Source organism: Azospirillum sp., from assembly GCF_050789165.1.
The window spans coordinates 35,678-56,600 of sequence record NZ_JBOZRT010000085.1; the positions used below are offsets into that span (position 1 = coordinate 35,678).

The 20,923-nt window shown below is 69.2% G+C and carries 19 protein-coding genes and 1 pseudogene; 6 read left to right on the top strand and 14 right to left on the bottom strand.

The features are described from left to right. Positions 1-175 precede the first annotated feature (175 nt). Positions 176-3,160: a hypothetical protein gene (locus ACRWK7_RS18855; RefSeq protein ID WP_431857827.1), complete on the top strand. Its 2,985-nt coding sequence runs from the start codon at positions 176-178 to the stop codon at positions 3,158-3,160. Positions 3,161-3,368: 208 nt separating this feature from the next. Here ACRWK7_RS18855 and ACRWK7_RS18860 read toward each other — a convergent pair whose 3' ends face one another. Beyond that, positions 3,369-4,562, bottom strand: coding sequence for an MFS transporter (locus tag ACRWK7_RS18860; protein ID WP_431857828.1), 1,194 nt, complete (start codon positions 4,560-4,562; stop codon positions 3,369-3,371). A 355-nt stretch (positions 4,563-4,917) separates the two neighbouring features. Here ACRWK7_RS18860 and ACRWK7_RS18865 point away from each other — a divergent pair, with 355 nt between their 5' ends. After that, a complete protein-coding gene (locus ACRWK7_RS18865; RefSeq protein WP_431857829.1) occupies positions 4,918-5,790 on the top strand; it encodes a LysR substrate-binding domain-containing protein in 873 nt (290 codons plus the stop codon). A gap of 107 nt (positions 5,791-5,897) precedes the next feature. Here the strand turns inward: ACRWK7_RS18865 and ACRWK7_RS18870 are convergent, their stop codons facing one another. Genes ACRWK7_RS18870 through ACRWK7_RS18900 form a run of 7 tightly spaced genes read right to left on the bottom strand, consistent with a single transcriptional unit; the run spans position 5,898 to position 12,206 of the window. Continuing rightward, positions 5,898-6,860 carry a ribokinase gene (locus tag ACRWK7_RS18870; protein WP_431857830.1) on the bottom strand — a complete coding sequence of 321 codons (963 nt, stop codon included), beginning with the start codon at positions 6,858-6,860 and terminating at the stop codon, positions 5,898-5,900. Positions 6,861-6,871: 11 nt separating this feature from the next. Further along, on the bottom strand, positions 6,872-7,348 hold the full coding sequence (rpiB, locus tag ACRWK7_RS18875) for a ribose 5-phosphate isomerase B (RefSeq protein WP_431857831.1): 477 nt from the start codon (positions 7,346-7,348) through the stop codon (positions 6,872-6,874). A gap of 27 nt (positions 7,349-7,375) precedes the next feature. Then, complete coding sequence (locus tag ACRWK7_RS18880) at positions 7,376-8,143, bottom strand: FadR/GntR family transcriptional regulator (RefSeq protein ID WP_431857832.1); 768 nt, start codon at positions 8,141-8,143, stop codon at positions 7,376-7,378. 30 nt (positions 8,144-8,173) lie between these two features. Beyond that, positions 8,174-9,457 carry a TRAP transporter large permease gene (locus ACRWK7_RS18885; protein WP_431857833.1) on the bottom strand — a complete coding sequence of 428 codons (1,284 nt, stop codon included), beginning with the start codon at positions 9,455-9,457 and terminating at the stop codon, positions 8,174-8,176. Next, entirely contained in the window at positions 9,454-9,975 is a 522-nt protein-coding gene (locus ACRWK7_RS18890) for a TRAP transporter small permease (RefSeq protein ID WP_431857834.1), read from the bottom strand. Before ACRWK7_RS18890 ends, ACRWK7_RS18885 begins: the two co-directional genes overlap by 4 nt. Before the next feature lie 29 nt (positions 9,976-10,004). Beyond that, a complete protein-coding gene (locus ACRWK7_RS18895) occupies positions 10,005-11,003 on the bottom strand; it encodes a TRAP transporter substrate-binding protein (RefSeq protein WP_431857835.1) in 999 nt (332 codons plus the stop codon). 42 nt (positions 11,004-11,045) lie between these two features. Further along, positions 11,046-12,206 carry an ADP-ribosylglycohydrolase family protein gene (locus ACRWK7_RS18900; protein WP_431857836.1) on the bottom strand — a complete coding sequence of 387 codons (1,161 nt, stop codon included), beginning with the start codon at positions 12,204-12,206 and terminating at the stop codon, positions 11,046-11,048. Positions 12,207-12,489: 283 nt separating this feature from the next. Here ACRWK7_RS18900 and ACRWK7_RS18905 point away from each other — a divergent pair, with 283 nt between their 5' ends. From ACRWK7_RS18905 to ACRWK7_RS18915, 3 genes are read left to right on the top strand one after another with little or no spacing between them, the layout of a single operon-like run. Beyond that, positions 12,490-12,627: a hypothetical protein gene (locus ACRWK7_RS18905; RefSeq protein WP_431857837.1), complete on the top strand. Its 138-nt coding sequence runs from the start codon at positions 12,490-12,492 to the stop codon at positions 12,625-12,627. 3 nt (positions 12,628-12,630) lie between these two features. Then, a complete protein-coding gene (locus tag ACRWK7_RS18910; protein ID WP_431857838.1) occupies positions 12,631-13,578 on the top strand; it encodes an alpha/beta fold hydrolase in 948 nt (315 codons plus the stop codon). 14 nt (positions 13,579-13,592) lie between these two features. Further along, positions 13,593-14,192: a LysE family translocator gene (locus tag ACRWK7_RS18915; protein WP_431857839.1), complete on the top strand. Its 600-nt coding sequence runs from the start codon at positions 13,593-13,595 to the stop codon at positions 14,190-14,192. Between the two features lie 30 nt (positions 14,193-14,222). Here ACRWK7_RS18915 and ACRWK7_RS18920 read toward each other — a convergent pair whose 3' ends face one another. From ACRWK7_RS18920 to ACRWK7_RS18940, 5 genes are all read right to left on the bottom strand, one after another. Further along, the gene (locus ACRWK7_RS18920; protein WP_431857840.1) at positions 14,223-15,326 is read right to left on the bottom strand and encodes a LacI family DNA-binding transcriptional regulator; all 1,104 of its coding nucleotides are present in this window, start codon (positions 15,324-15,326) and stop codon (positions 14,223-14,225) included. A 93-nt stretch (positions 15,327-15,419) separates the two neighbouring features. After that, the gene (locus tag ACRWK7_RS18925; protein ID WP_431857841.1) at positions 15,420-16,706 is read right to left on the bottom strand and encodes a TRAP transporter large permease; all 1,287 of its coding nucleotides are present in this window, start codon (positions 16,704-16,706) and stop codon (positions 15,420-15,422) included. Then, positions 16,703-17,194, bottom strand: a complete 492-nt coding sequence (locus tag ACRWK7_RS18930) for a TRAP transporter small permease (protein WP_431857842.1) — start codon at positions 17,192-17,194, stop codon at positions 16,703-16,705. The genes ACRWK7_RS18925 and ACRWK7_RS18930 overlap by 4 nt, the downstream gene beginning before the upstream one ends. A 91-nt stretch (positions 17,195-17,285) precedes the next feature. Then, positions 17,286-18,269, bottom strand: a complete 984-nt coding sequence (locus ACRWK7_RS18935) for a C4-dicarboxylate TRAP transporter substrate-binding protein (RefSeq protein WP_431857843.1) — start codon at positions 18,267-18,269, stop codon at positions 17,286-17,288. Positions 18,270-18,353: 84 nt separating this feature from the next. Continuing rightward, the gene (locus ACRWK7_RS18940; RefSeq protein ID WP_431857844.1) at positions 18,354-19,523 is read right to left on the bottom strand and encodes an AGE family epimerase/isomerase; all 1,170 of its coding nucleotides are present in this window, start codon (positions 19,521-19,523) and stop codon (positions 18,354-18,356) included. A 352-nt stretch (positions 19,524-19,875) separates the two neighbouring features. Here ACRWK7_RS18940 and ACRWK7_RS18945 point away from each other — a divergent pair, with 352 nt between their 5' ends. Further along, positions 19,876-20,616 carry a FadR/GntR family transcriptional regulator gene (locus ACRWK7_RS18945; RefSeq protein WP_431857845.1) on the top strand — a complete coding sequence of 247 codons (741 nt, stop codon included), beginning with the start codon at positions 19,876-19,878 and terminating at the stop codon, positions 20,614-20,616. 41 nt (positions 20,617-20,657) lie between these two features. Here ACRWK7_RS18945 and ACRWK7_RS18950 read toward each other — a convergent pair. Next, positions 20,658-20,923: pseudogene (locus ACRWK7_RS18950) on the bottom strand (oxidoreductase); the annotation flags it as partial.

A 20,923-nucleotide genomic window follows, 5' to 3' on the forward strand; every position in this document is an offset into this window, starting at 1 on the left:
TTCAAAAGAAGAAACATCAGAAAACCTAAGGCACGCGTATTAATGAGCGGTATGTTAAAACAGAATTCACGCGAACAAGCATTGTAATTTTCAGTAGTGACAATTTGTGGATGGCATTGAACGCACCGCCGATCAGCCGATACACTGCCGATCTCAGAATAAATGGGAGCCTGCAATGGAGTTGCGCGGGACGGCATACGGCGACATCCTGCTTGGGACGGTCCATGACGACGTCATTCTCGGTCTGGACGGCGACGATCAGCTGACCGGAGATCTCGGCGCCGACCATCTGGATGGGGGGCCGGGGCGCGACACCGCCGTCTACCGCGACGCCGCCGCAGGCGTCACGGTCGATCTCTCGCAAGCGGGCCCCCAAAGCGGAGGCGAGGCGACCGGGGACGTTCTGGTCGGCATCGAAAACCTGTCCGGATCGCGCTTCGACGACCAGTTGACCGGCGATGCCGGAGACAACGCCCTGTGGAGCGACGGCGGCCGCGACACGCTCAGCGGCGGGGACGGCAACGACACCGTGGGCAGCGACGGCATCGACGACCATCTCGACGGCGGTGCCGGGATCGATCTCCTGCAACTCTACCTCGACGGCTCCCCGGCGCCGATCCGGGTCGACCTCGCGACCGGCATCGTCTCCACCGGCGCCACGGCCCTCGGCTTCGAGCGCGTCCAGATCCAGACCGGCAGCGGCGACGACACGGTTGTCGGCGGTGACGGGAACCTCATCGGCGACCCTTGGACGGTCAGCGGCGACACGATCTACACCGGCCGGGGCAGAGACCTGATCCAGGCGGGTGGCGGCGACGACCGGATCATGCCCGGCGACGACAGCGACACCGTCTCCGGCGGGGACGGCAACGACACGATCTACGGCGGCAGCGGTGACCGGATCGACGCCGGGGCGGGCAACGACCTCGTCTACGGCGGAGACCGCGCGACCCTCGACGGTGGGGCCGGACAGGATCGCCTGGAACTCACGCTGTGGAACACGGACGTCCTGTTCGATTTCGCCGGCGGTGCGAACTCGGTGCAGGTCGAGGTCCGGAACTTCGAAAGCCTCGGCCTGCGCACCGGTTCCGGCAGGGATACGCTGATCGGCGGGGATGGCGACGATCGGCTGGACGGCAGCTACGGCAACGACAGCCTGGCCGGCGGCGGCGGCAACGATGTGCTCATTGGTGGCTACGACGACGACCGCCTGGCCGGCGATGCCGGTGATGACCAACTCGACGCGGGGTATGGCAACGATACCCTCGGCGGCGGCGCCGGCAACGATGTCCTCAATGCGGGCTACGGCAACGACCTCCTCGACGGCGGCGAGGGCGACGACCGGCTTGACGGTGGCTTCGGCTCCGACACGCTGCGAGGCGGCGCCGGCAACGACGAACTCAACGGCGGCATGGACGCGGATGTCCTGGACGGCGGCGATGGCGACGACATCGTCACCATGTACGGCACCGGCGTGGCCGACGGCGGTGCCGGCAACGACCGGTTCGTCTACAGCGTCCGCGGCGGGGTGGGCGTTCGCGTCGATGCGCTGGAGGGCACCGGCCTGCCGGGGGTGCGGTTCAGCAACTTCGAGCACGTCTCGCTCTCGGGCAATTACGCCGTCGGCGACGACACGCTCCTCGGCGGCGCGGGCGACGATGTCCTGGCCGGCCGCGCCGGCGCCGACCGCCTCGACGGGCGCGGCGGCAACGACACCCTCGACGGCGGCGAGGGCGACGACACCCTCGACGGTGGCGCGGGGGACGACCTCGTGGTGATCCAGGGCGCCGACATCGCCACCGGCGGCGCCGGCCGCGACCGCCTCTCCGTCACCGTCGCCGACGCCGGCGACGTCCAGTTCGACTTCCGCGGCATGGACAGCTGGCGCGGCGCCCGTTTCAGCGGTTTCGAGGAGGTGCACCTCAGCCGCGCCGGTGCCGCCACCGGCAACGACCGGATCCTCGGCGGCGGCGGCAGCGACGTCCTGGACGCCGATGGTGGACGGGACTTCGTCGATGCCCGCCAGGGCAACGACAGCGTCGGCGGGGGCGACGGCGACGACACGCTGCTGGGGGGAGCGGGCGACGACAGCTTGTCGGGCGGCGAAGGCAACGATCAGTTGTGGGGCGGCGCCGGAGCCGACCGGCTGGACGGCGGCGGCGGCCGCGACATGGCCGTTTACCTGTCGTCTGCGGAGGGGGTCACCGTCGACCTGCGGCTGGACGGTGTGCAGGACGGCGGCAGCGCCACCGGCGACCGCCTCACCGGAGTCGAGGATCTGACCGGGTCGCGCTTCTCCGACCGGCTGATCGGCGATGCCGGAGACAACATGCTGCGCGGCGCCGCCGGGGCCGACAGCATCGAAGGGGGTGACGGCCTGCACGACCGCGCGAGCTATGCTTACTCGGCCGCCGCGGTGGATGTCGATCTCGGCCGCGCCGGCAGCCAGGCCGGCGGCGACGCCGAAGGCGACGTCCTGTCCGGCATCGAGGACCTGACGGGCTCCGACCACGACGATGCCCTGCGCGGCGACGCCCGTGCCAACAGCATCCGGGGGGGCGCCGGTGCCGACCGGATCGACGGGGACGGCGGGGTGGACACCGCGGACTTCACCGGCTCGGCCGCCATCGACGTCGATCTCTCCCGGGACGTCCAGCGTGGGGGCGACGCCGAGGGCGATCAACTGACTGCGATCGAGAACGTCCTGGGCTCGGCCTTCGGCGATCGGATCAGCGGCGATGCCGGTGCCAATCTGCTGGTCGGCCTCGATGGCGAAGACACGCTGTCCGGCGGCGCCGGCGCGGACACCCTGAGAGGCGGCACCGGAGCCGACGTCCTGGACGGCGGAGCCGGCGACGACGAGCTTGCCGGCCACACCGGCGACGATGTGCTGAGGGGCGCCGCCGGTGCGGATGTCTTCGTCTTCTCGGGAATCCGCAGCGGGCACGACCGGATCGAGGATTTCGACGCCGGCGAGGGTGATCGCCTCCGCTTCAGCCAATCCTCCCTGCGCAGCTTCGCCGACGTTCAGGAGAGCCTCAGGCAGACCGCCGACGGTGTCCTGATCCAGTGGCACGACGATGCGGGAGCGAGTCACGACATACTGCTCGTCGGGGCCGAACTCCGCGGCCTCGATGCTTCCCAGTTCCTGTTTGACTGACTGGGGTGAGCGAAACGAGGCGGGGCGGTTCAAGCACCGTGCGCAAACACTCCGCTGGTGCGGGTCCATCCCGGCTTGCCACGCGCCAATCGGCAGTTCGTGATCCTGCGGCCCTTTGCTTGCCTCGCACCGGATGGCCCGGGGCGGGGCGGCCTCTCCTGGAGCGCGGAAAGCTACGGATTTGCCGCGCCCCAAGGGCATCGCGCCTTTATCGAGCATGGCGCCGGTCGGCCGACTGCAGCGCGAAGGCGGCAACGGCCAGCAGCACGCCGAGAGCCGATACGCCGCTCCCGCCGCCGACGTTCCAGGTCACGCTGGCCGCGCTCGAACCGAGCGCGCCGCCGAGGAACATGGTGCCCATGAAGATCGTGTTGAGCCGGGCACGGGCCTCCGGGCGCAGTGCGTAGACGATGTGCTGGTTGGCGACGAGCGCCGCCTGCACCGCGAAGTCGAGCAGAATCACGCCGACGACCAAGCCGGCGATCGAGGTCCACAGGCCGAACACCAACCAGGACGCCAGCGTCAGCGCCGCACCCAGCGCGATCACCCGGCGCGGGCCGCTCCGGTCGGCGATCCGGCCGGCGATCGGCGCGGCGAGGATGCCGACCGTTCCGACGACGCCGAACAGGCCGGCCGCATCCGCGCCGAGGCCGAAGCGCGGCTCCGCCAAGTGCAGCGCAAGAATGGTCCAGAAGACCGTGAAGGCGGCGAACAACAGGCCCTGGGTAACGGCCGCCAAGCGCAACTCGGGGAATTCACCCCAGAGATGTCCAAGCGAGCGCATGAGCGCCGGATAGCGGACGCCGGCATTTGGGCGGCTGTGCGGCAGACTGACGGCCATCAGCGCGCCGGCGGCGAGCGCCAGCGGCGCACCAAGCCAGAACATCGCGCGCCACCCGGCGTAGGTCGCCACAAGGCCGGCCAAAGTGCGGCTGAGCAGGATGCCGGCGAGCAGACCCGCCATCACCGTGCCCACGACGGCCCCACGCCGTGCCGGCGGCGCGAGGTGGGCGGCGAACGGAACAATCTGCTGCGCCACCGTCGCGGCGCCCCCGAGCAGCACCGACGCGGCAAGGACCTGACCGACGCCGTGCGCCAGCGCGGTCGTCACCAGCGCCGCAGCCAGCAGCACGAACTGCACGACGATCAGCCGGCGCCGCTCGACCACGTCGCCGAGCGGCACCAGCAGCACAAGGCCCGCGGCGTAGCCCAGCTGCGTGGCGGTGGGGATCATGCCGGTCAACGCGCCGGGCAGATCGTGCTCGATCAGGCCCAGCATGGGTTGGTTGTAGTAGATGTTGGCAACCGCCAGGCCGGCCGCGGCGGCCATGGCGAAGGTCAGTCCACGGCCGAGTTCGGCCGCCTCCGGTGCCTGCGCGGGCGTCGTGGAGGTGATGCTCATGATTCGGTGTCCTTGGTTCGGGGGGCCGCCGGCCAAGCCCGGAGACCGGGTGCCGGCCGCTCCCGCCGGTGGGTCGGGATGGCGGGAACCCGCCCCCATCCCCTGTGGCCGAACTCTAGCTCTATTTCACCACGTGCATCAGACGAGTAGATTGATAAGCCTGTGCTTCAAAATATGAAGCACTCACCGCCTTACGCGACGTGGCGCGATGGGTCATGGCCGATCCCTCACGGCGTTCTCTTTGGGGCGGAACACGAGGGGGGCCGGCGTCCATCTCTGCGGCCGGCCTTAATCGGCTTTCGCAAATCCCATGAGTCGGGCAAAATAAGCAGCCTGCACTTCAAAATCTGAAGCAATGGACATCGCCAGCCTCACCGTCCTGGTCGAAGCCGCCAACGCCGGCAGCCTCGCCGCCGCCGCCCGCCGCCTCGGCCTGTCGCCGCTCACGGCGACGCGGCGGCTGGCGGCGCTGGAGGCGGAGATCGGCGCCCGGCTGATGCAGCGGAGCACGCGCTCGCTCGCGCTGACGCCCGAGGGGGAGGCTTTCCTGCCCTACGCGCAGGCAATCCTGGAGAACGAGGCGGCGGCGCTTGCCAGCGTCCGCCCGTCGGCCGCCGGCGCCTCGGGGCTGCTGCGGCTCACCGCATCGGCGGCGTTCGGGCGGAAGGTGGTGGCGCCGGTGATCGCGGACTTCATGAAGGCGAACCCGCAGGTGTGCGTTGACCTGCTGCTCACCGACGCGCTGGTCGATATCGTCGCCCAGGGCATCGACCTCGCCATCCGCATCGCGCCTCTGAAGGACAGCACCCTGATCGCGCGGCGACTGTCCACCAACCCGCGCGCCCTGTACGCCACGCCCGCCTACCTGGACGAGCACGGCACGCCCGGCGTCGTCGCGGATCTCATCCGGCACCAGTGCCTGGCCTTTTCCGGCACCATGCACTGGTCGTTCGCCGGAGGCGGCCACACCAACCGCGTCCAGGTCCGGGCCCGCTTCTCCGCCAACTCCATCGAGGGGTTGCGCGAGATGTGCCTCGCCGGCCTCGGCATCGCCATCCTGTCGGACTGGGATGTGCACGAGGCGGTGGACGACGGCCAACTCGTCCGGTTCACCCTCGCCGATGGCGAGCCCGAACCTCTGGCGATCTGGGCGGTGTACCCCTCTTCCCGCTTCGTGCCACCCAAGGTTCGTCTCTTCATGGCTGCGCTGGAGACGGCGCTTCGCTGAGCGGTTCGGGTCGCGTGACCGGGACCCGGTGGCTCAATTGGATCGGAGTGCTGTTTCGTCGGATACGGTGGACGGCAGCTCCGGCCCCCCGGAACGATCTCGCCACCTTATTCGTGACGCACCAGTTCCACGGGCAGCTCGCCGACCGGCGGCATCTTCGCCCGGGATGCACGGATCTGAGGGGCATGCGGCATGCTGTCCTGGGCACCGTGACCGCAGCACGCCAGGGCTGCAGCGGTGGAGGCCCAGGACAAGGCCAGAGGCAGCGGCTCGCCGGCGTCGAGCGCGGCGACCAGCGCACCCGTGAAGGTGTCGCCGGCGCCGGTCGTGTCGACCACCGTGACCGGCAACGCGCCCACCGACCAGACCCGTTCCCCGTCGCAGGCCAGCACTCCCCGGCCGCCAAGGGTGACGACGCAGACGACGCGCAGCGATTCCGCCAGGCGGCAGCACAGCGCGGCGGCGTCCGCCGATGCGCTGCCCTCGTTCGGTCCGCCCGCGAGGGCCGCCGCCTCCAGTTCGTTGACCACGAGGATGTCGACGGTGTCGCGCAGCGCCGCCGTCAACGCCGGCGTCGGTGCGGGGGCGGGTGCGAGGTTGAGCACCGTGCGCATGCCGGCGGCCTTCGCCCGCCGCAGCACCGCCCAGTTCTCCTCGTCCGGCACCTCCATCTGCGCCACCAGGAATCCGCCGGGGATCAGCGCCGCGTCCGGCACATCGGTGGCGCGGACCTCGAGGTTGGCACCGCTGGCGACCGCGATGGCGTTTTCGCCGTGCGGATCGACGGTGATCGCGGCACAGCCCGTCGGTGCCTCGGCGGTGCGGAGGTCGCCGTCCGCAATGCCGTTGGCCACGAGGTTGTCCCGCAACGCCGTTCCGAAGCCATCCGCGCCGACGCGGCCGAACATCCGCACCGTCCCGCCGGCCCGCGCCGCGGCGACGGCCTGGTTGTTGCCCTTCCCGCCGGGCAGGGCCCGGTAGGAGGGGCACAGCACCGTCTCGCCGGGCCTCGGCAGCGCCGGAACGGCCATGACGAGGTCGATGTTGAGGGAGCCGAAGACGACGATCATGAGGGCACCCCTCAGGCGCCGGCCGCGCGGGCTTTGTCCATGTCGTGCAGCTTGGCGACGCGCCGCACGTGGTCCTCTGTGGCGTCGAAGCGCGCGGCGATGAACGCGTTGACCAGATCCTCCGCCAGCCAGGGGCCGACGATCTGGGCGCCGATGCACATGACGTTGACGTCGTCGTGCTCGACGCTCTGGTGGGCCGAATGCACGTCGTGGCAGACCGCGGCCCGGATGCCGGCGACCTTGTTGGCGGCGATGGAGGCGCCGACGCCGGTGCCGCAAACCAGCATCCCGCGGTCGGCACGGCCATCCACCACATGGCGGCAGACGTTGCCGGTGATGTCCGGAAAGTCGACGGGGCGCTCGTCGTAGCTGCCGACGTCGATCACCGTGCAGCCCAGCTTCTCCAGAAGGGCTATCACCCGGCCCTTGAGGGGAAAGCCGGCGTGGTCGGAACCGATGACGATGCGCGTGGGGGCGGGCGATGACATGGGAGACGGTCTCCGTCTTGAGGGTGGCTATTGGCCGGCGGCGGGTGCGGGTGCGCCGCCCAGCACCTGTCGGACGGTCTGTTCCTGGGCGAGCAGGAAATGCTCGCGCATCTCCGCCTCGGCGCGGTCGGGATCGCGGGCGACGATGGCCTCGACGATGCGCCGGTGCGCCTGGCTCAGCTTGGCGATGTAGTCGCCCTGGCCGATCACCGCGGCGCGGCGCTCGACGTGGCTGCGGCGCAGAAGCGTGCCGATGGCCTCGTGGATGAACACCAGCACCTCGTTGTGGCTGGCGCGCAGGATGGCCTCGTGGAACTTGAAGTCCGCTTCGGCACCGCTCTCCAGATCGTCCACGGTGTCGAGGACGCGCTGGAGTGCCGCCTGGAGCCGCCGCACATCCTCGGCCTCGGAGCGCAGGCAGGCCAGCCGGACGGCGTGGCACTCGATGGCGATGCGGGCCTCCAGCACGTGGTCGTAGACGGTCGGCTGCATCGCCAGCACCACGCCGAAGAAATCCTGCAGGATGCGCAGGTCGGGGGAGCGGACGAAGGTCCCCTGCCCCGGCCGGATCTCGATCACCCCCAGCAGCGCCATGGCGCGCATCGCTTCGCGCAGGCTGGCGCGGCTGACGCCCAGGCGCTGCGACAGCTCGCGTTCCGACAGCAGGCGGTCGGTGGGCTTCAGCTCGCCGCTGGCGAGCTGGTGCTTGAAGAATTGGAAGATCTCCTCGAAGACCTGCGCCTCGCTGGGCGCGACGATCGACGCCTCCGTGGTGATGCGCCCTTTGTGCACCATGTTTTTCCCGTCCGTTAGCCCGTGCATCGGTCAGTACCCCACCAGCCGCGGCAGCCAAAGCACGACGTCGGGCAGCAGGGCCAGGGCCAGCGTTCCGCCGAAGAGGACCACCAGGAACGGCACCATGGCCCGCGACACGTCCTCGACCGTCGTCTTGGCGATGCTCGCGGTGACGAAGAGTACCACCCCGACGGGTGGCGTGCAGGCGCCGAGTGTCAGGGCGACCGAGACGATGACGCCGAAGAACAGCGGGTCGATGGCCGCCGCCGCCGCCATCGGGGCGAGCACCGGCGTCAGGATGATCAGGGCCGAGATCGTGTCGATGAAGCACCCCACCACGATCAGGAACAGCACGACCCCGATCATCAGCAGCTGCTGGCTGGACACCCCGCTCAGGAAGAACTCGGCGGCGCGGGTCGGCACCCGCTCGAAGGCGAGGATCCAGCTGAACACCGCCGCCACCGTCATGACCAGCATCACCACGCCGGTCACCACGGCGGTGTTGAGGAAGATGCGCGGCAGGTCGGAGAAGCGGATCTCGCGGTAGAGGAACATGGCGATCAGCAGCGAGTAGAGCGCCCCCACCGCCCCGGCCTCGGTCGGTGTCATGATGCCGCCGAGGATGCCGCCCATGATGATGACCGGCGCGATCAGCGCGGGCACCGCCTCGCGCGCCGAGCGCCAGATCTCGCGCAACGGCGCCGGTTCGTCGAGCGGGAAGCCGCGGCGGTGCGCGGTCCAGCCGATCACCAACGCCAGACCGAGGCCGAGCAGGAAGCCCGGCACGTACCCGGCGACGAACAGCCCGCCCACCGACACGCCGGCGATGCTGCCGTAGACGATCATCGGGATGCTGGGCGGGATGATGGCGCCGAGGCTGCTGGACGAGGACTCCACGGCCGCCGCCGTCCCCCGCGGATAGCCGCTGCGGATCATGCCGGGGATGGTGATGGCACCGGTGCCGGCGGCGTTCGCCACCGCCGACCCGGAGAAGCTGGCGAAGATGATGCTGGCGAACAGCTCGACGATGCCCATGCCGCCCGGAAAGCGGCCGACCAGGGCGCGGGCGAAGTCCACCAGCCGGCGCGAGATGCCGCCGGCGTTCATCGCCTCGCCGACCAGCACGAAGAACGGAATGGCGGTGAGCGCGAAGGAATCCGCCGCCGCGAACATCTGCTGCGGGATGACGTCGAGCGACAGGTGCGGCAGGAAGAGCAGGAGGTAGAACAGAGCCGCCAGGCCGAGGGCGAAGGCGATCTGCACGCCGCCGGCGAGGAACAGGCCCATGAGGCCGACGAGGAGAGCCGCGCTCATGGTCCGACCTCGTGCATGCCGGCCGCCGGCCGGATGGCGCCGTGCGCGCGGAAGGGCCACGCCGCGGCGATGCCGGCCAGCGTCTCGATGGCCATCAGCACCGCGGCGGTGGGCACGCTGAGGTAGGCCCACGCCGCCGAGATGCCGAGGATCGGCGTGACGCGCCCGAACTCGAGCGTGGCGAGGACGAGGCGCCCGCCCGCCCAGGCGATGACGATCAGGAACATCAGCACCACCAGCCGCGACGCGAGCGCAAGACGGTCGCGCGCCGCCGGGGCCAGGCGATCGACGACGATGTCGATGGCCATGTGCGCCTTGCGGCGCAGCGCCACGTAGGAGCCGAGGAACACCACCCACACGAAGAGCAGCCGGCTCACCTCCTCGGCCCAGAGGATGCCGATCTCGAGGACGTAGCGCGCGAAGACGTTGGCGGAGACGAGGGCCACCAGGGCCCCCGTCACTCCCCACGTCACCGCTTCGACGGCGCCCGCGAGGGCGCGATGGAGACTGGATAGCATGCGTGCATTCCCCTGACCGTCCAACGGCGTCATTTGGCGTTCCGCACCATCTCGTAGAGGTCCTTGGAGAAGCTCTTGCCGATGTACTGCTGGTGGATCGGCAGCGCCGCCTCGCGGAAGGGGGCCAAATCGGGGCGGGACACCTTCACGCCCTGGGCCTCCATCTTCTTGGTCAGTTCCTCGGCCTGCTGCGCGGCGAACCGGCTCTGGTGCGCGATGGCTTCCGAGGCGGCCTCCTGCACCGCCTTCTGCTGGTCGGCCGGCAGCGACGCGAACAGGCGGTCGTTCATGACCAGCACCGTGAACGACAGCAGGTGGTTGGTCATCGTCATGTGCTTCTGCACCTCGTAGAGGCGCGCCGGGTAGATGTTGATGACCGCGTTCTCCTGCCCGTCGATGGTGCCCTGCTGCAGGGCCGTGTAGACCTCGCCGTAGGGCATGGCGACGGGAATGCCGCCGAAAGCGCCGGTGACCGCCAGGTTGACCGGGCTCTGCGGGCTGCGGATCTTCAGGCCCTTGAGGTCGGCCGGCTTGTCGATGGCGTGCTTGCTGTTGGTGTAGACGCGCGCGCCGTTGTCGCCCCAGGCCAGCACCCGCAGCCCCTTCTTGCGCAGCCCCTCGCCGAAGGCCTTGCCAAGGTCGCCCTGGAGCAGCGCGAGCGCCTGCTCGTGGTCGCGGAACAGGTAGGGCTGGCTGAGCAGCGTGGTCTCGGGGGCGAACTGGGCCAGCGGGTCGTGGCCGATCAGCGTCGCCTCGATGCTGCCCATCTGGACGTTCTGGATGACCTCGGTCTCCTGGCCGAGCTGGCCGCCCGGGAAGACCTCGCCCTTCAGCTTGCCGCCGGTCTTCTCGGCCAGCAGCTCGGCGAAGCGCTTGGCGCCGACGTCGAAGTGGCTGCCGGCGGCGCAGCAGTGCGGAATGCGGATGGTGGTCTGGGCGGCGGCCGGCGCGGCGGCGAAGCCGGCGGCGAGCAGGCCGAAGGCCGCGCCCAGAAGGTGACGGCGCAGGCGGTCGATGGACGTGGTCATGCTGGTTCCCTCCCCAGGGATTGATTGCGTTCGTTGGTCGGCTTACTCGGCTGCGCGCGCCGTGCCGGGCGCGGCGGCGGACAGGGAGTCCAGCTCCTCCACCTGCCGTCGCAGGTCGGCGGCGCTGGCGAGCAGGGCGCGGGTCAGGCCCTCGGCGGTGTCGCGCATGGAGAGCTTCTGCATGGTGTAGGCGTTTGAGTCGATGGCGCGCTGCACCGTGTCCACCCACTCCACCGGCACACCGTCGATGCCCTTGAAGGCGCCGCAGATGGAGCCGAGCATGCCGCCGATGCAGTCGGTGTCGCGGCCCAGGTTGGTGGCGCCGATCATGCCCTGGCGCACGTCGCCCTGGGTGATACGGAACAGCGCCAGCACCTCGGCGGCGGTCTCCACCGCGTCGGCGTAGGGATAGGTGGGCATGAAGTGCTGCCGGATCGGCTCGCGGATGGCGCGGATGTCCGGATGGCGGTCGGCGATCTCCAGCGCCTGATCGAGGATCTGGCGGGTGTGCAGCGAGACGTTGGCCCGCGCCGCCTCGATCACCGAATCCACGGTGGCGCCGGGGCGGAACGCCTCGGCGGTGGCGGCGGCGATCACCTTGGACCCCTCGACGCCGCCGCTGCCGGCCGGCTGCATCAGCAGGCAGATCTCCTCGGTGTCCTGCGCCGCCTGGCGGGGATTGCCGGCGTTGATGATGCCGACCGGGCCGATCATGTGGGCGGCGTCGACCAGCCCGGGCCACGGCGTCATACCGCCGATCAGGCGCGGGTTGATGCGGGTGTTCTCGTCGCCGGCGCTCAGCCGGTCGAAGTGGATGACGATGTGCGGGTTGACGAGACGGCCGATGTGCTCGCGCTTGATCTCGCGGCGCCACATGGCGGCCAGATCGTCCACCGTGATGCGCCCGCCCTTCTCGATCATCGCCAGCGCCAGCAGGTAGCGGATCTCCGCCCCGTCCTCGGTCATGCCGGGCGCCATGTCCATGTGCCGGTAGAGCAGCGGCGGGCTGTTGTTCCAGTAGCGGACCTCACGCTCCTTCTGCACCCAGGGGAGCAGGTCCTCGACCCAGCCGAAATGCTCCTCGACGGCCTTCCAGCCGCCGCCGGGGACGCTGACCCATTCCACCGCCGCGCCGATGGCCGAACCGATGTTGGCGGCGGCGACGGAACCCAAAACCTTCTTGAAGAGCGGAGTATCCTGCACGTCTGTGCTCCCTGCGTGGTCAGACCGCGGTATGAGCGCGTCCAGACAGATTGAGCGCAGAGTGCGCGGGCGCTGTCAATTAGGCAGATTGTTTGGTCGCTAAGCATTATGTGCATGGCGCGCTGGAACGCATGCGCAGCCACGGCATCGGTGTCCCCCCGCCGCCGGCACGCGTGTGCCACGCGCCAAGGATGAATGCCGTTCACCCGAGGATGAGGAATGTGAACTTGCCGCCCCCACCCGCGTCCGCTTTGCTTGGCGGGCAACCAAGGGGGAAGGGAACATGTTCGTTCCGGCCGATCCGAGTTTCGATCCGCGCGTGCGCGCCAGCTTCGCGCTCCGGACCTTCATGCGGACGCTCGGCGTGCGGATGACCATCCTGGCCACCGTCATGGGCATGCGCGGCCTGGAGGAAGCGTAGGCGATGCGCGCTCCGGCGGGGACCCCGCGAACGGCCGTCCGCTTCGCCGACGGACGAATCGCCGCCAACGGCAGCGTTACGTGGATGGTGGACGCCGACGGCGTGCTCCTGCGCGTGCGGCACTGGCCGGGCCGCGGCCATGGAACGCCGGCGCTGCTGTCGCACGGCACGGGGTTTACGGCGGCGACGTGGAACGGGGTGGCCGAACGGCTCCGGGCCAGCCGCGACGTGTTCGCCTACGACCGGCGCGGCCATGGGACGAGCGACAAGCCGGCGGGTCGCCTGTCCATCGACGATTTCACCGCCGACGTGCCGGCCCTGTGCCGTTCGCTGGGGCTGCGGCGCTGCCTCGGGGTGGGGCACAGCGCCGGGGCCACCGACCTTCTGCTGGCCTCCTTGCGGCAACCCGACCTGTTCGCCGGGCTCTTCCTGCACGAGCCGACCATCGCCAACGCCGGGGCGCGGGCCGCTTGCGACCCGTTCCCCGCGTCCATCGCCGACCGGCTCGAGCGTGTCGCGCGGCGGCGCGGCACCTTTCCGAGCAAGGGCGCCGCGCTGGAGCAGTACGCCACTCGGCCGCTGTTCGCGGCTTGGCGAAGCGACCTGCTCCAGGCGTACGTCGAAACGGGCTTCGAGGAGGTGAACGGGGAGGCGCGGCTGCTCTGCGCACCGGAAATCGAGTGGGAAATCACGGAGAACATCGCCCACGCCATGGACGACCGCGACCCGGGAAATGGCACCTTCCTGCGCCTTCCGGAATTGGCGGCGCCCTATGCACTAGCCCGGTCCGCATGGTCCGACCCGATCTTCGGCACCATGGCGGACAGGCTCACGGCCTGGACCACCCCCTTGTGGACGACCCGTTTCGAGTGCGGCCATTGCGCGCCCATGGAGCGCCCGGACCTGTTCGCCGGCGCCGCGCTGAAGCTCGCCGCCGACACCGGCGCGTAAGAGGCAAAGGAAACATGCCCGAAACGTTCGTCTCGCTCATCGTCTTCGCTCTGGTCACGACGATGACGCCCGGCGGGGCCACGACGCTCGCCACCGCATCGGGCGTCCGCTTCGGCCTTCGACGCAGCCTTCCCCTGCTCGCCGGGATCGCCGCCGGCCTCGCGTCGCTCGCCGCCGCCGCGGGGGGCGGGCTTGCGGTGCTCCTGCTGGCGAAACCGGCCCTTCACCTGGCGCTGAAGATCGCGGGATCCGCGTACCTGCTCTGGCTGGCCTGGAAGATCGGCGCCGGCGGAGCGCCCGGCACGGGCCCCGGCGGCGCCGCCCTTCCGACCGGCTTCTGGACCGGCGTCCTCCTGCTCTGGCTGAACCCCAAGGGGTGGGCGACCGCGTTGGGAGCGGCGGCGTCCTTCGCGGCGCTCACCGCCAGCCCCTTGCACCTGGCGCTGCTGCTGGCAGCGGTGCTGGGGCTGTCCGCCATCGCGTCCATGGTGCTGTGGTGCGTCGGCGGCCTGCTGCTGGTGCGGCTTCTGCGGACGGATCGGCAATGGCGCGCGGTCAACGCCGCGCTCGGTCTCCTCCTCGCCGCGTCCATCCTTCCCATCTGGCTGGAATGAGGGGACACCGCCGAGGTCAGCGACGGCGGCCTACCGCAGATCCGATGACGCGGTCGCGTCCCGGCGGGCCAACTCCCGTACCGAGGCGCCGGGCGCGAGCACCGGCGACAGGATCACCGCCCGCCCGCTCCGGCGCCGGTCCGCCCAGCGGCCACGGATGCACTCGATGGCGGCAGCGGCGATATCCTCGATGGGCTGGCGGATCGCCGTCAGTTGAGGCGACGAGAACCGCGACAGCAGCGTGCCGTCGATGCTGATCACCGCAATGTCGTTCGGCACGTGCAACTGGAGATCGTGCAGGCCAGCGAGCAGGCCGAAGCCGATGGCGTCGTTCATGGCCACCACGGCGTCGGGGCGCGGCTCCATGCGAGCGATCTCCTTGGCGAGCGCGCGGCCGTAATCGGCGAGGCGGGCGTCACCACTCGCCGCCGGCGATGCCGGCAGGAATTCGTCGGTGACGACCCGCCCCTCGCCGAGGCCGTGGCGGCGCATCGCCCCGTGGAAGCCTTCGATGCGCTCGGCGCGGTGCGGCGTCAACGGCGTCGCCGTCGCATAGACGATGTCGCGGTAGCCGTTGGCGACCAGATGGTCGACAGCGAGCGCGGCGGCCTGGATGTTGTCGGTCGCCACGCTGTCGACATGGGCCACACCGGGATTGCGGCCGGGAACCTCGAGCAGCACGAAGGCGACGCCGCGCTCGACATGGCGGCTGAGCATCTGCGTGTCGCTGACCGCCGAAGCGGCCAGGATGCCCTTGACGCCGTCGGCCACCAGCTGGGCGATGAAATCGGCCTCGCGGGCCGGATTGCGCTGGGTGTTGCAAAGGATGACGCGAAGCCCGACCGCCTGCGCCGCCGCGTCGATGGCGACCGCCAGCTCGCCATAGAACGGATTGGCCACCGTCGGCAGAAGAAGGCCGAGGATCGGGGACCGGCCGGTCTTCAATTGGCGCGCGGCGGCGCTCGGCACGTAACCGAGGGCGCTGATCGCCTCGGCGATGCGAGACCGCGTCGACTCGCCCATCTCGCCGACGCGGCCGTTGAGATAGTTGGAGACACTTGTCGGCGAAACACCGGCGCGCCGGGCGACGTCCTGGATGGTTGCTCCCCGCACGAGGAGATCCCTTTCGAGCAAAAGGCCGGATCCGCGCCCCGTTACCCAGGTCGAGATCCGGCCATCCTTCAAGGCTCAAGGCACGACCATGCCCCGAGGGTCCGAGGCCGCGCCTCAACCGGGCCCGAACACCCAGTTGGGAACGGCGAGAACGAGGTCGGGCAGGAAGATCATGACGACGATCAGGCCCACCACCGCGCCGAGGAACGGGATCGCCTCGCGGGTGTAGACGTTCATCGGACATTTCATGATGCCGCACACCGCGAACATCGCCACACCGACCGGCGGCGTCATCGAACCTAGCGTGGTGGCCGTCATCATGACGAGCCCGAAATGCACGAGGTCGATACCCGCCGCCTGCACCACCGGCACCAGGATGGGCGTCAGCAGCAGCACGATCACCGTGCTCTCCAGGAGGCAGCCGAGGAACAGGATGAACGTGACCAGGAGCAGCATCAGCACGTGCTTGTCGCTGGTCAGGCCGGTGAGGAACTCGGCCGCCGTCTGCGGCACCGCCTCCAGCGTGATCACGAAGCCGATCATCGACGACAGCATGATGATCAGCATGATCATGCCGATGTCCTGCGCGCTGTGCCGCAGCGCATCGACGAGCTTGGCGAAGGACAGCTCGCGATAGACGAGGACGCCGATGGCGATGGCGTAGGCGATCGCGAAGGCTCCCGCCTCCGACGGCGTGAACACGCCGTAGCGGATGCCGACGATGAGGAAGACCGGGAAGATCAGCGCCCACTTGCAGTCCCACGCCGCCCGGCCGATCTCGCCGGGTGAGGGGACCGCGTCGAGTTCCGGCTTATAGTTGCGGCGGCGGGCGATGACGTAGGCCGTTCCCATCAGCGCCACCGTCATCAGCACGCCCGGCACGATGCCGCCCGCGAAGAGGCGCCCGATGGAGACGTTGCCGAGATAGCCGTAGATGATCAGGCCGACGCTCGGCGGGATGGTCGCCGTGATCAGCGAGCCGACCGACATCGCCGCGCAGGCATAGCCCTTGGACAGACCCGACTTCAGCATGGACGGCCCGAGCACGCGGGCTTCCATGGCGGCGTCGGCGACCGCCGAGCCGGACACGCCCCCCATCAGCGCCGACAGCATGATCGCCACGTGGGCGAGGCCACCGCTGATCCACCCGGTCAGCACCGTCGACAGCCTGATAAGCCGTTCGGTGATGCCGGAATGGTTCATCAGGTGGCCGGCGAGGATGAACAGCGGGACCGCCAGCAGCGGGAAGGACTGCGTCGCGCCGACGATCTTCTGCACCGAGATCATCGCCGGCGCCGGGCCAAACAGATAGAACATCATGAAGGCGACGCCGATGGCGAAGGCGACCGGCATGCCCAGGAACATCAGTCCAAGGAAGAGAAGGGTCAGGATACCGGTCACAGCGCTTCTCCGTCGTGGCCCTGGATGGTGGTGGGCTCAAGGCCGCGGATGAGGTCGCCGATCCGGATCAGCGTCGTCACGAGCATGAGCGCCGCGCCGACCGGTATCGAGGCGGTGACCCAGGCGTAGCTGATGCCGAGGTCGCCGATCACGCGCTGCGTGTTGACCAGCGTCAGCTTCACGCCGAGGTAGACGAGGATTCCGAGGAAGATCGCGATCACGATCTGCCAGAGATGGGACAGCACCGTCTGTCCGGCCGCCGGAATCGTGCGCACGAGAATGTCGATGACGATGTGGCCGCGGTTCTTGAGCGCGATGTCGGCGCCGAACACGCAGGACCAGGCGAACAGCGCCTGCGCCAGGTCGACGGACCAGATCTGCGGCACGCCGGCGGTGCGGCCGACCGCACCGACGAACACCAGCAGCACCGTTCCCGCGAACAGCACCATGGCAAGAGTTTCTTCGATCGCATAGAGCGCTTTGCGCATGGGAATCCCCAGGAGCCAAGTGGAACGGCGCGGAGGGCGCCGCTCCGCCTGCCCCGGCGCGACCGGGCCGATGGAGCGGCGCCCGCCAGCGTTACTGGGCGATGGTCTCGGCGACCTTCTTGCGCAGGTCGTTGTAGCCGAACTTGTCGTAGACGGCCTGCGAGGCGTCCTTGAACGGCTTCAGGTCGACCTCGGTGATCGTCATCCCCTTGCCCTTGAGGTCCTTCTCGATCTGGTCGAGCGAGTCGATGGTCAGCTTGGAGGCGTAGTCGCCCGCCTTCACCGCTTCCTCGGAAACGATCTTCTGCAGATCGGCCGGCAGCTTGTCGAACCAGGCCGCCGAGCAGATCAGGCCGGTGACGAGCTGGATGTGCCGCGTCTTGGTGACGTATTTGGTCACCTCATAGAGGCGCGACCCCCAGAGGGAGGGATGCTGCACCTCGACGGCGTCGATGGCCTTCATCGAGAGCGCCGAATAGGCCTCCGACCAGGGGAGCGGCGTCGGCGTGGCGCCGAGCGCGCGGCCGGTCTCGATCCACATCGGCGCGCCGGGCGTGCGCATGCGGACGCCGGCCATGTCGGCGGGCGTCTTGACCGGCTTGTTGGTGACCAGATTGCGCTCGCCCTGGTACCAGTTGAACGACAGGACCTCGAAGCCGGCCGTCGCGTGCAGCTTCTTGTTCCACTCGGCGAACAGCGGCGACATCGAGAACTTGCGCATGTCGGCGAAGCTGTCGACGATGTAGGGCGCGGTGAGGATGCCGAATTCCTTGACGTAGGGCTCCATGCGGGCGCCGTCGGTGACGAGGGCCACGCCGGAGCCGGCACGGATCTGCTCGATGATGTCCTCGTCGGAACCGAGCTGCGAGGCCGGGAACGCCTTCACGGCGATCTTGCCGCCCGACCGGGCCTCGACGTTCTTCTTGAACTCCAGCAGACCCTTGAACATCGGGTCGTCGGCGACCTGCGAAGTGCTGACGTTCAACGTGTACGTCTGCGCCCGGACGGGCGTGGCGACGGCGATCACCGTGGCGATCGCGAAGGCGGCTGCCGATGCTGCCAACTTGATGGTCATGATCTCTTACCCCCCTTATTGCTGTCTCTTAGCGAAGTCCTCGTTTGTGCGAGCCCCCTGCAGGCGGCCCGCACCGCAACCTCGTCACACGACGTTCAGGACTTCGTAGCAGGCGCCCATCGTGTGATAGTCCATCTTGTTGCTGTATGATTTCCTGTCGTCATAGCGCTTGTTGTCCGGCGTCAGGATCCTGTACCAGGCACCGTAGGCGTGATCGACGAAATACTTGTCCGCGTAGGACCACAGGCGATCGTAGTGTTCCCAGTAGCGTTCGTCGCCGGACGCCGAAGCCAGCAGCGCGGCAGCCGCGATCGACTCGGCCTGGACCCAGAAATACTTGTCGCGGTCGCACGGCGTCCCGGAAAGATCGTAGCCGTAGATCAGGCCGCCATGCTCGGCATCCCACCCAAGCGCCATCGCCCGGTCGAAGAGCGCCCGCGCCCGCGGCAGGCGCCACGGCTCCGGCGCGTGACGATCCAGGATCAGCAACAGCTTCGCCCATTCCGTCTGGTGGCCGGTCTGCACGCCCCAGGGCCGGATGTGGTTCGAGGTGTCGCCACGGCCGTACTCGAGGTCGGGGCTCCAGTCGGCGTGGAAGTGCTCCCAGACGGCGCCGCCGGTCGCCTCCGCGAGGCTGACCGTCATCGCCCGCGCGATGCCGGCGGCGCGTTCGAGGAACCAGGCATCGCCCGTCGCCTCGTACGCGGCGATCATCGCCTCGCAGGCGTGCATGTTGTCGTTCTGGCCGCGATAGCCGCTGACGACGCCGTCGGCGTCGGCCTCGCTCGCGTAGAGGCCGTCGGCCGGCAGCCAGAAGCGGCGTTCCAGCAGATCGCGCGTCTCATAGATCCAGGACCGCGCCTCCTCGACGCCGGCACGATGGGCCTGCGCGTAGGCGAGCAGCACGAAGGCGAGGCCGTAGCAGATGTCGCTCGCGTCGGCTATATGGTCGCCGACGACACGCCAGGCGTATCGCCCCGTCTTCGGGTCGAAATGGCGCTGCCGCAGGTCGGCGAGCGCGTGCAGCATGGAACGGTGGTGCCGCTCCTCGCCGAACTGGCGCCAGGCCAGCGCGTAGTTGAAGACGACGCGGGAAGAGCCGACCAGCGAGCGCGTCGCCGGGTCGAACACCCGTCCGTCCCGCATCAGGCACTGGAAGAAGCCGCCGGCCGGATCGAAGGCGTGGTCGTCGTAGAACGCCAGGATGTGGCGGATGTGATCGAGCAGGAATGCCCTGCTACGATACAGTGTCATCGTTTCCTCCTTCTGACGCCACCACCCGTCTTGTGCGGGCTGAATGCGCAGAGCGCTGGACCTTAGCGCCAGCTTTGTGCCGACGATAAGCTGTATCGATGCAGTTGGCAATGCCTTGCTCTATCGTTTTGGCTCGGGCTGACGCAGCGCGTGGCATGGCCATGCCGCCTCGTCGATGATCGCCGCCGGACAGCCGGGTCCGCTGTGCGGGTTTGTGGATGCGCCCTTGCCCGCCGCGCCCGATCGGCTTTTTGTAAAACAAATAAACAGATGACTTTACGCGGGCTCCCTGCCTGTGTTTTGTGCTAAGGTGCGGTGGACATGAAACGCGGAACGCGGAGCGCGTGTGGGAATGACGGTTGAGTTCGGAAACGTTGTAACGGTCAGCGCTGCGAAGCAAATCGCCGAGAGCATTCGCGCGGCCATTATCGATGGCCGGCTCCAGGTGGACTCGCGCCTTCCCACCGAGGAGGAGCTGGCCCATCGCTTCAAGGTCTCGCGGCCGACCGTGCGCGAAGCGCTGAAGCGGCTGGCGGCCCAGCATCTGATCCGCTCTCGGCGCGGGCCGACCGGCGGGAACTTTGTCGCGAGCCCGGCGCCGGACGAGGCCGCTCAGTCGCTCGCCAACGCGACGACGCTCATGGTCGCGGTCGGCGAGTTCAGCCTTGACGACATGGCCACGGCACGCCTGGAGCTGGAAGGCGTGTGCTGCCGGCTGGCGACGGTGCACCGCACGGACGAGCAACTCGAGGTCATGCAGCGCGAGCTCACAACCCAGCGCGACACGCTTCTGACGGACGAGGAGTTCTGCGCGTCCGACGTCCGCTTCCACCGCGCGCTCGTCGATGCGAGCGGCAATCCGATCCTCCGCTTCCTGATGCACGCCCTCGTGGAGGCGCTGCAGCCGGTCAGCAACATGATCATCTATCGGGTCCGCGACCGCCAATCGATCATCGGTTTCCACGAGCGCATCCTGTCCGCCGTGGCCCGCCGTGACGCCGATGCGGGAGAGCGCGCGCTCAACGATCTGGTCGGCTATACGCGGGAGCAGTACCGCGAAGCCCTGGAGCGCCGGGCGAAGCGTGCTGGTTGAGGCACGCGGCGCCCGTCGTCGCCAGCCCGCGGAAAAGGGGCCTAGCCGCCGAGGCTGAGCACCACGCGCCCGCGGATCTGCCCGGCGAGGATCTTTTCCGCCAGCTCCGGCAGCGCTTCGAACGGCTGCACCTCGTACATCGCCTTCAGCGCGGCCTTGTCCAGGTCGCGCGCCAGCCGCGCCCAGGCGACGGCGCGCCGGTCCTGCGGCGCCGCCACCGAATCGATGCCGAGCAGCGTGACGCTGCGCAGGATGTGCGGCAGCACCGTGCCCGGCAGGTCGGCCGAGCCCGCCAGCCCGCACGCCG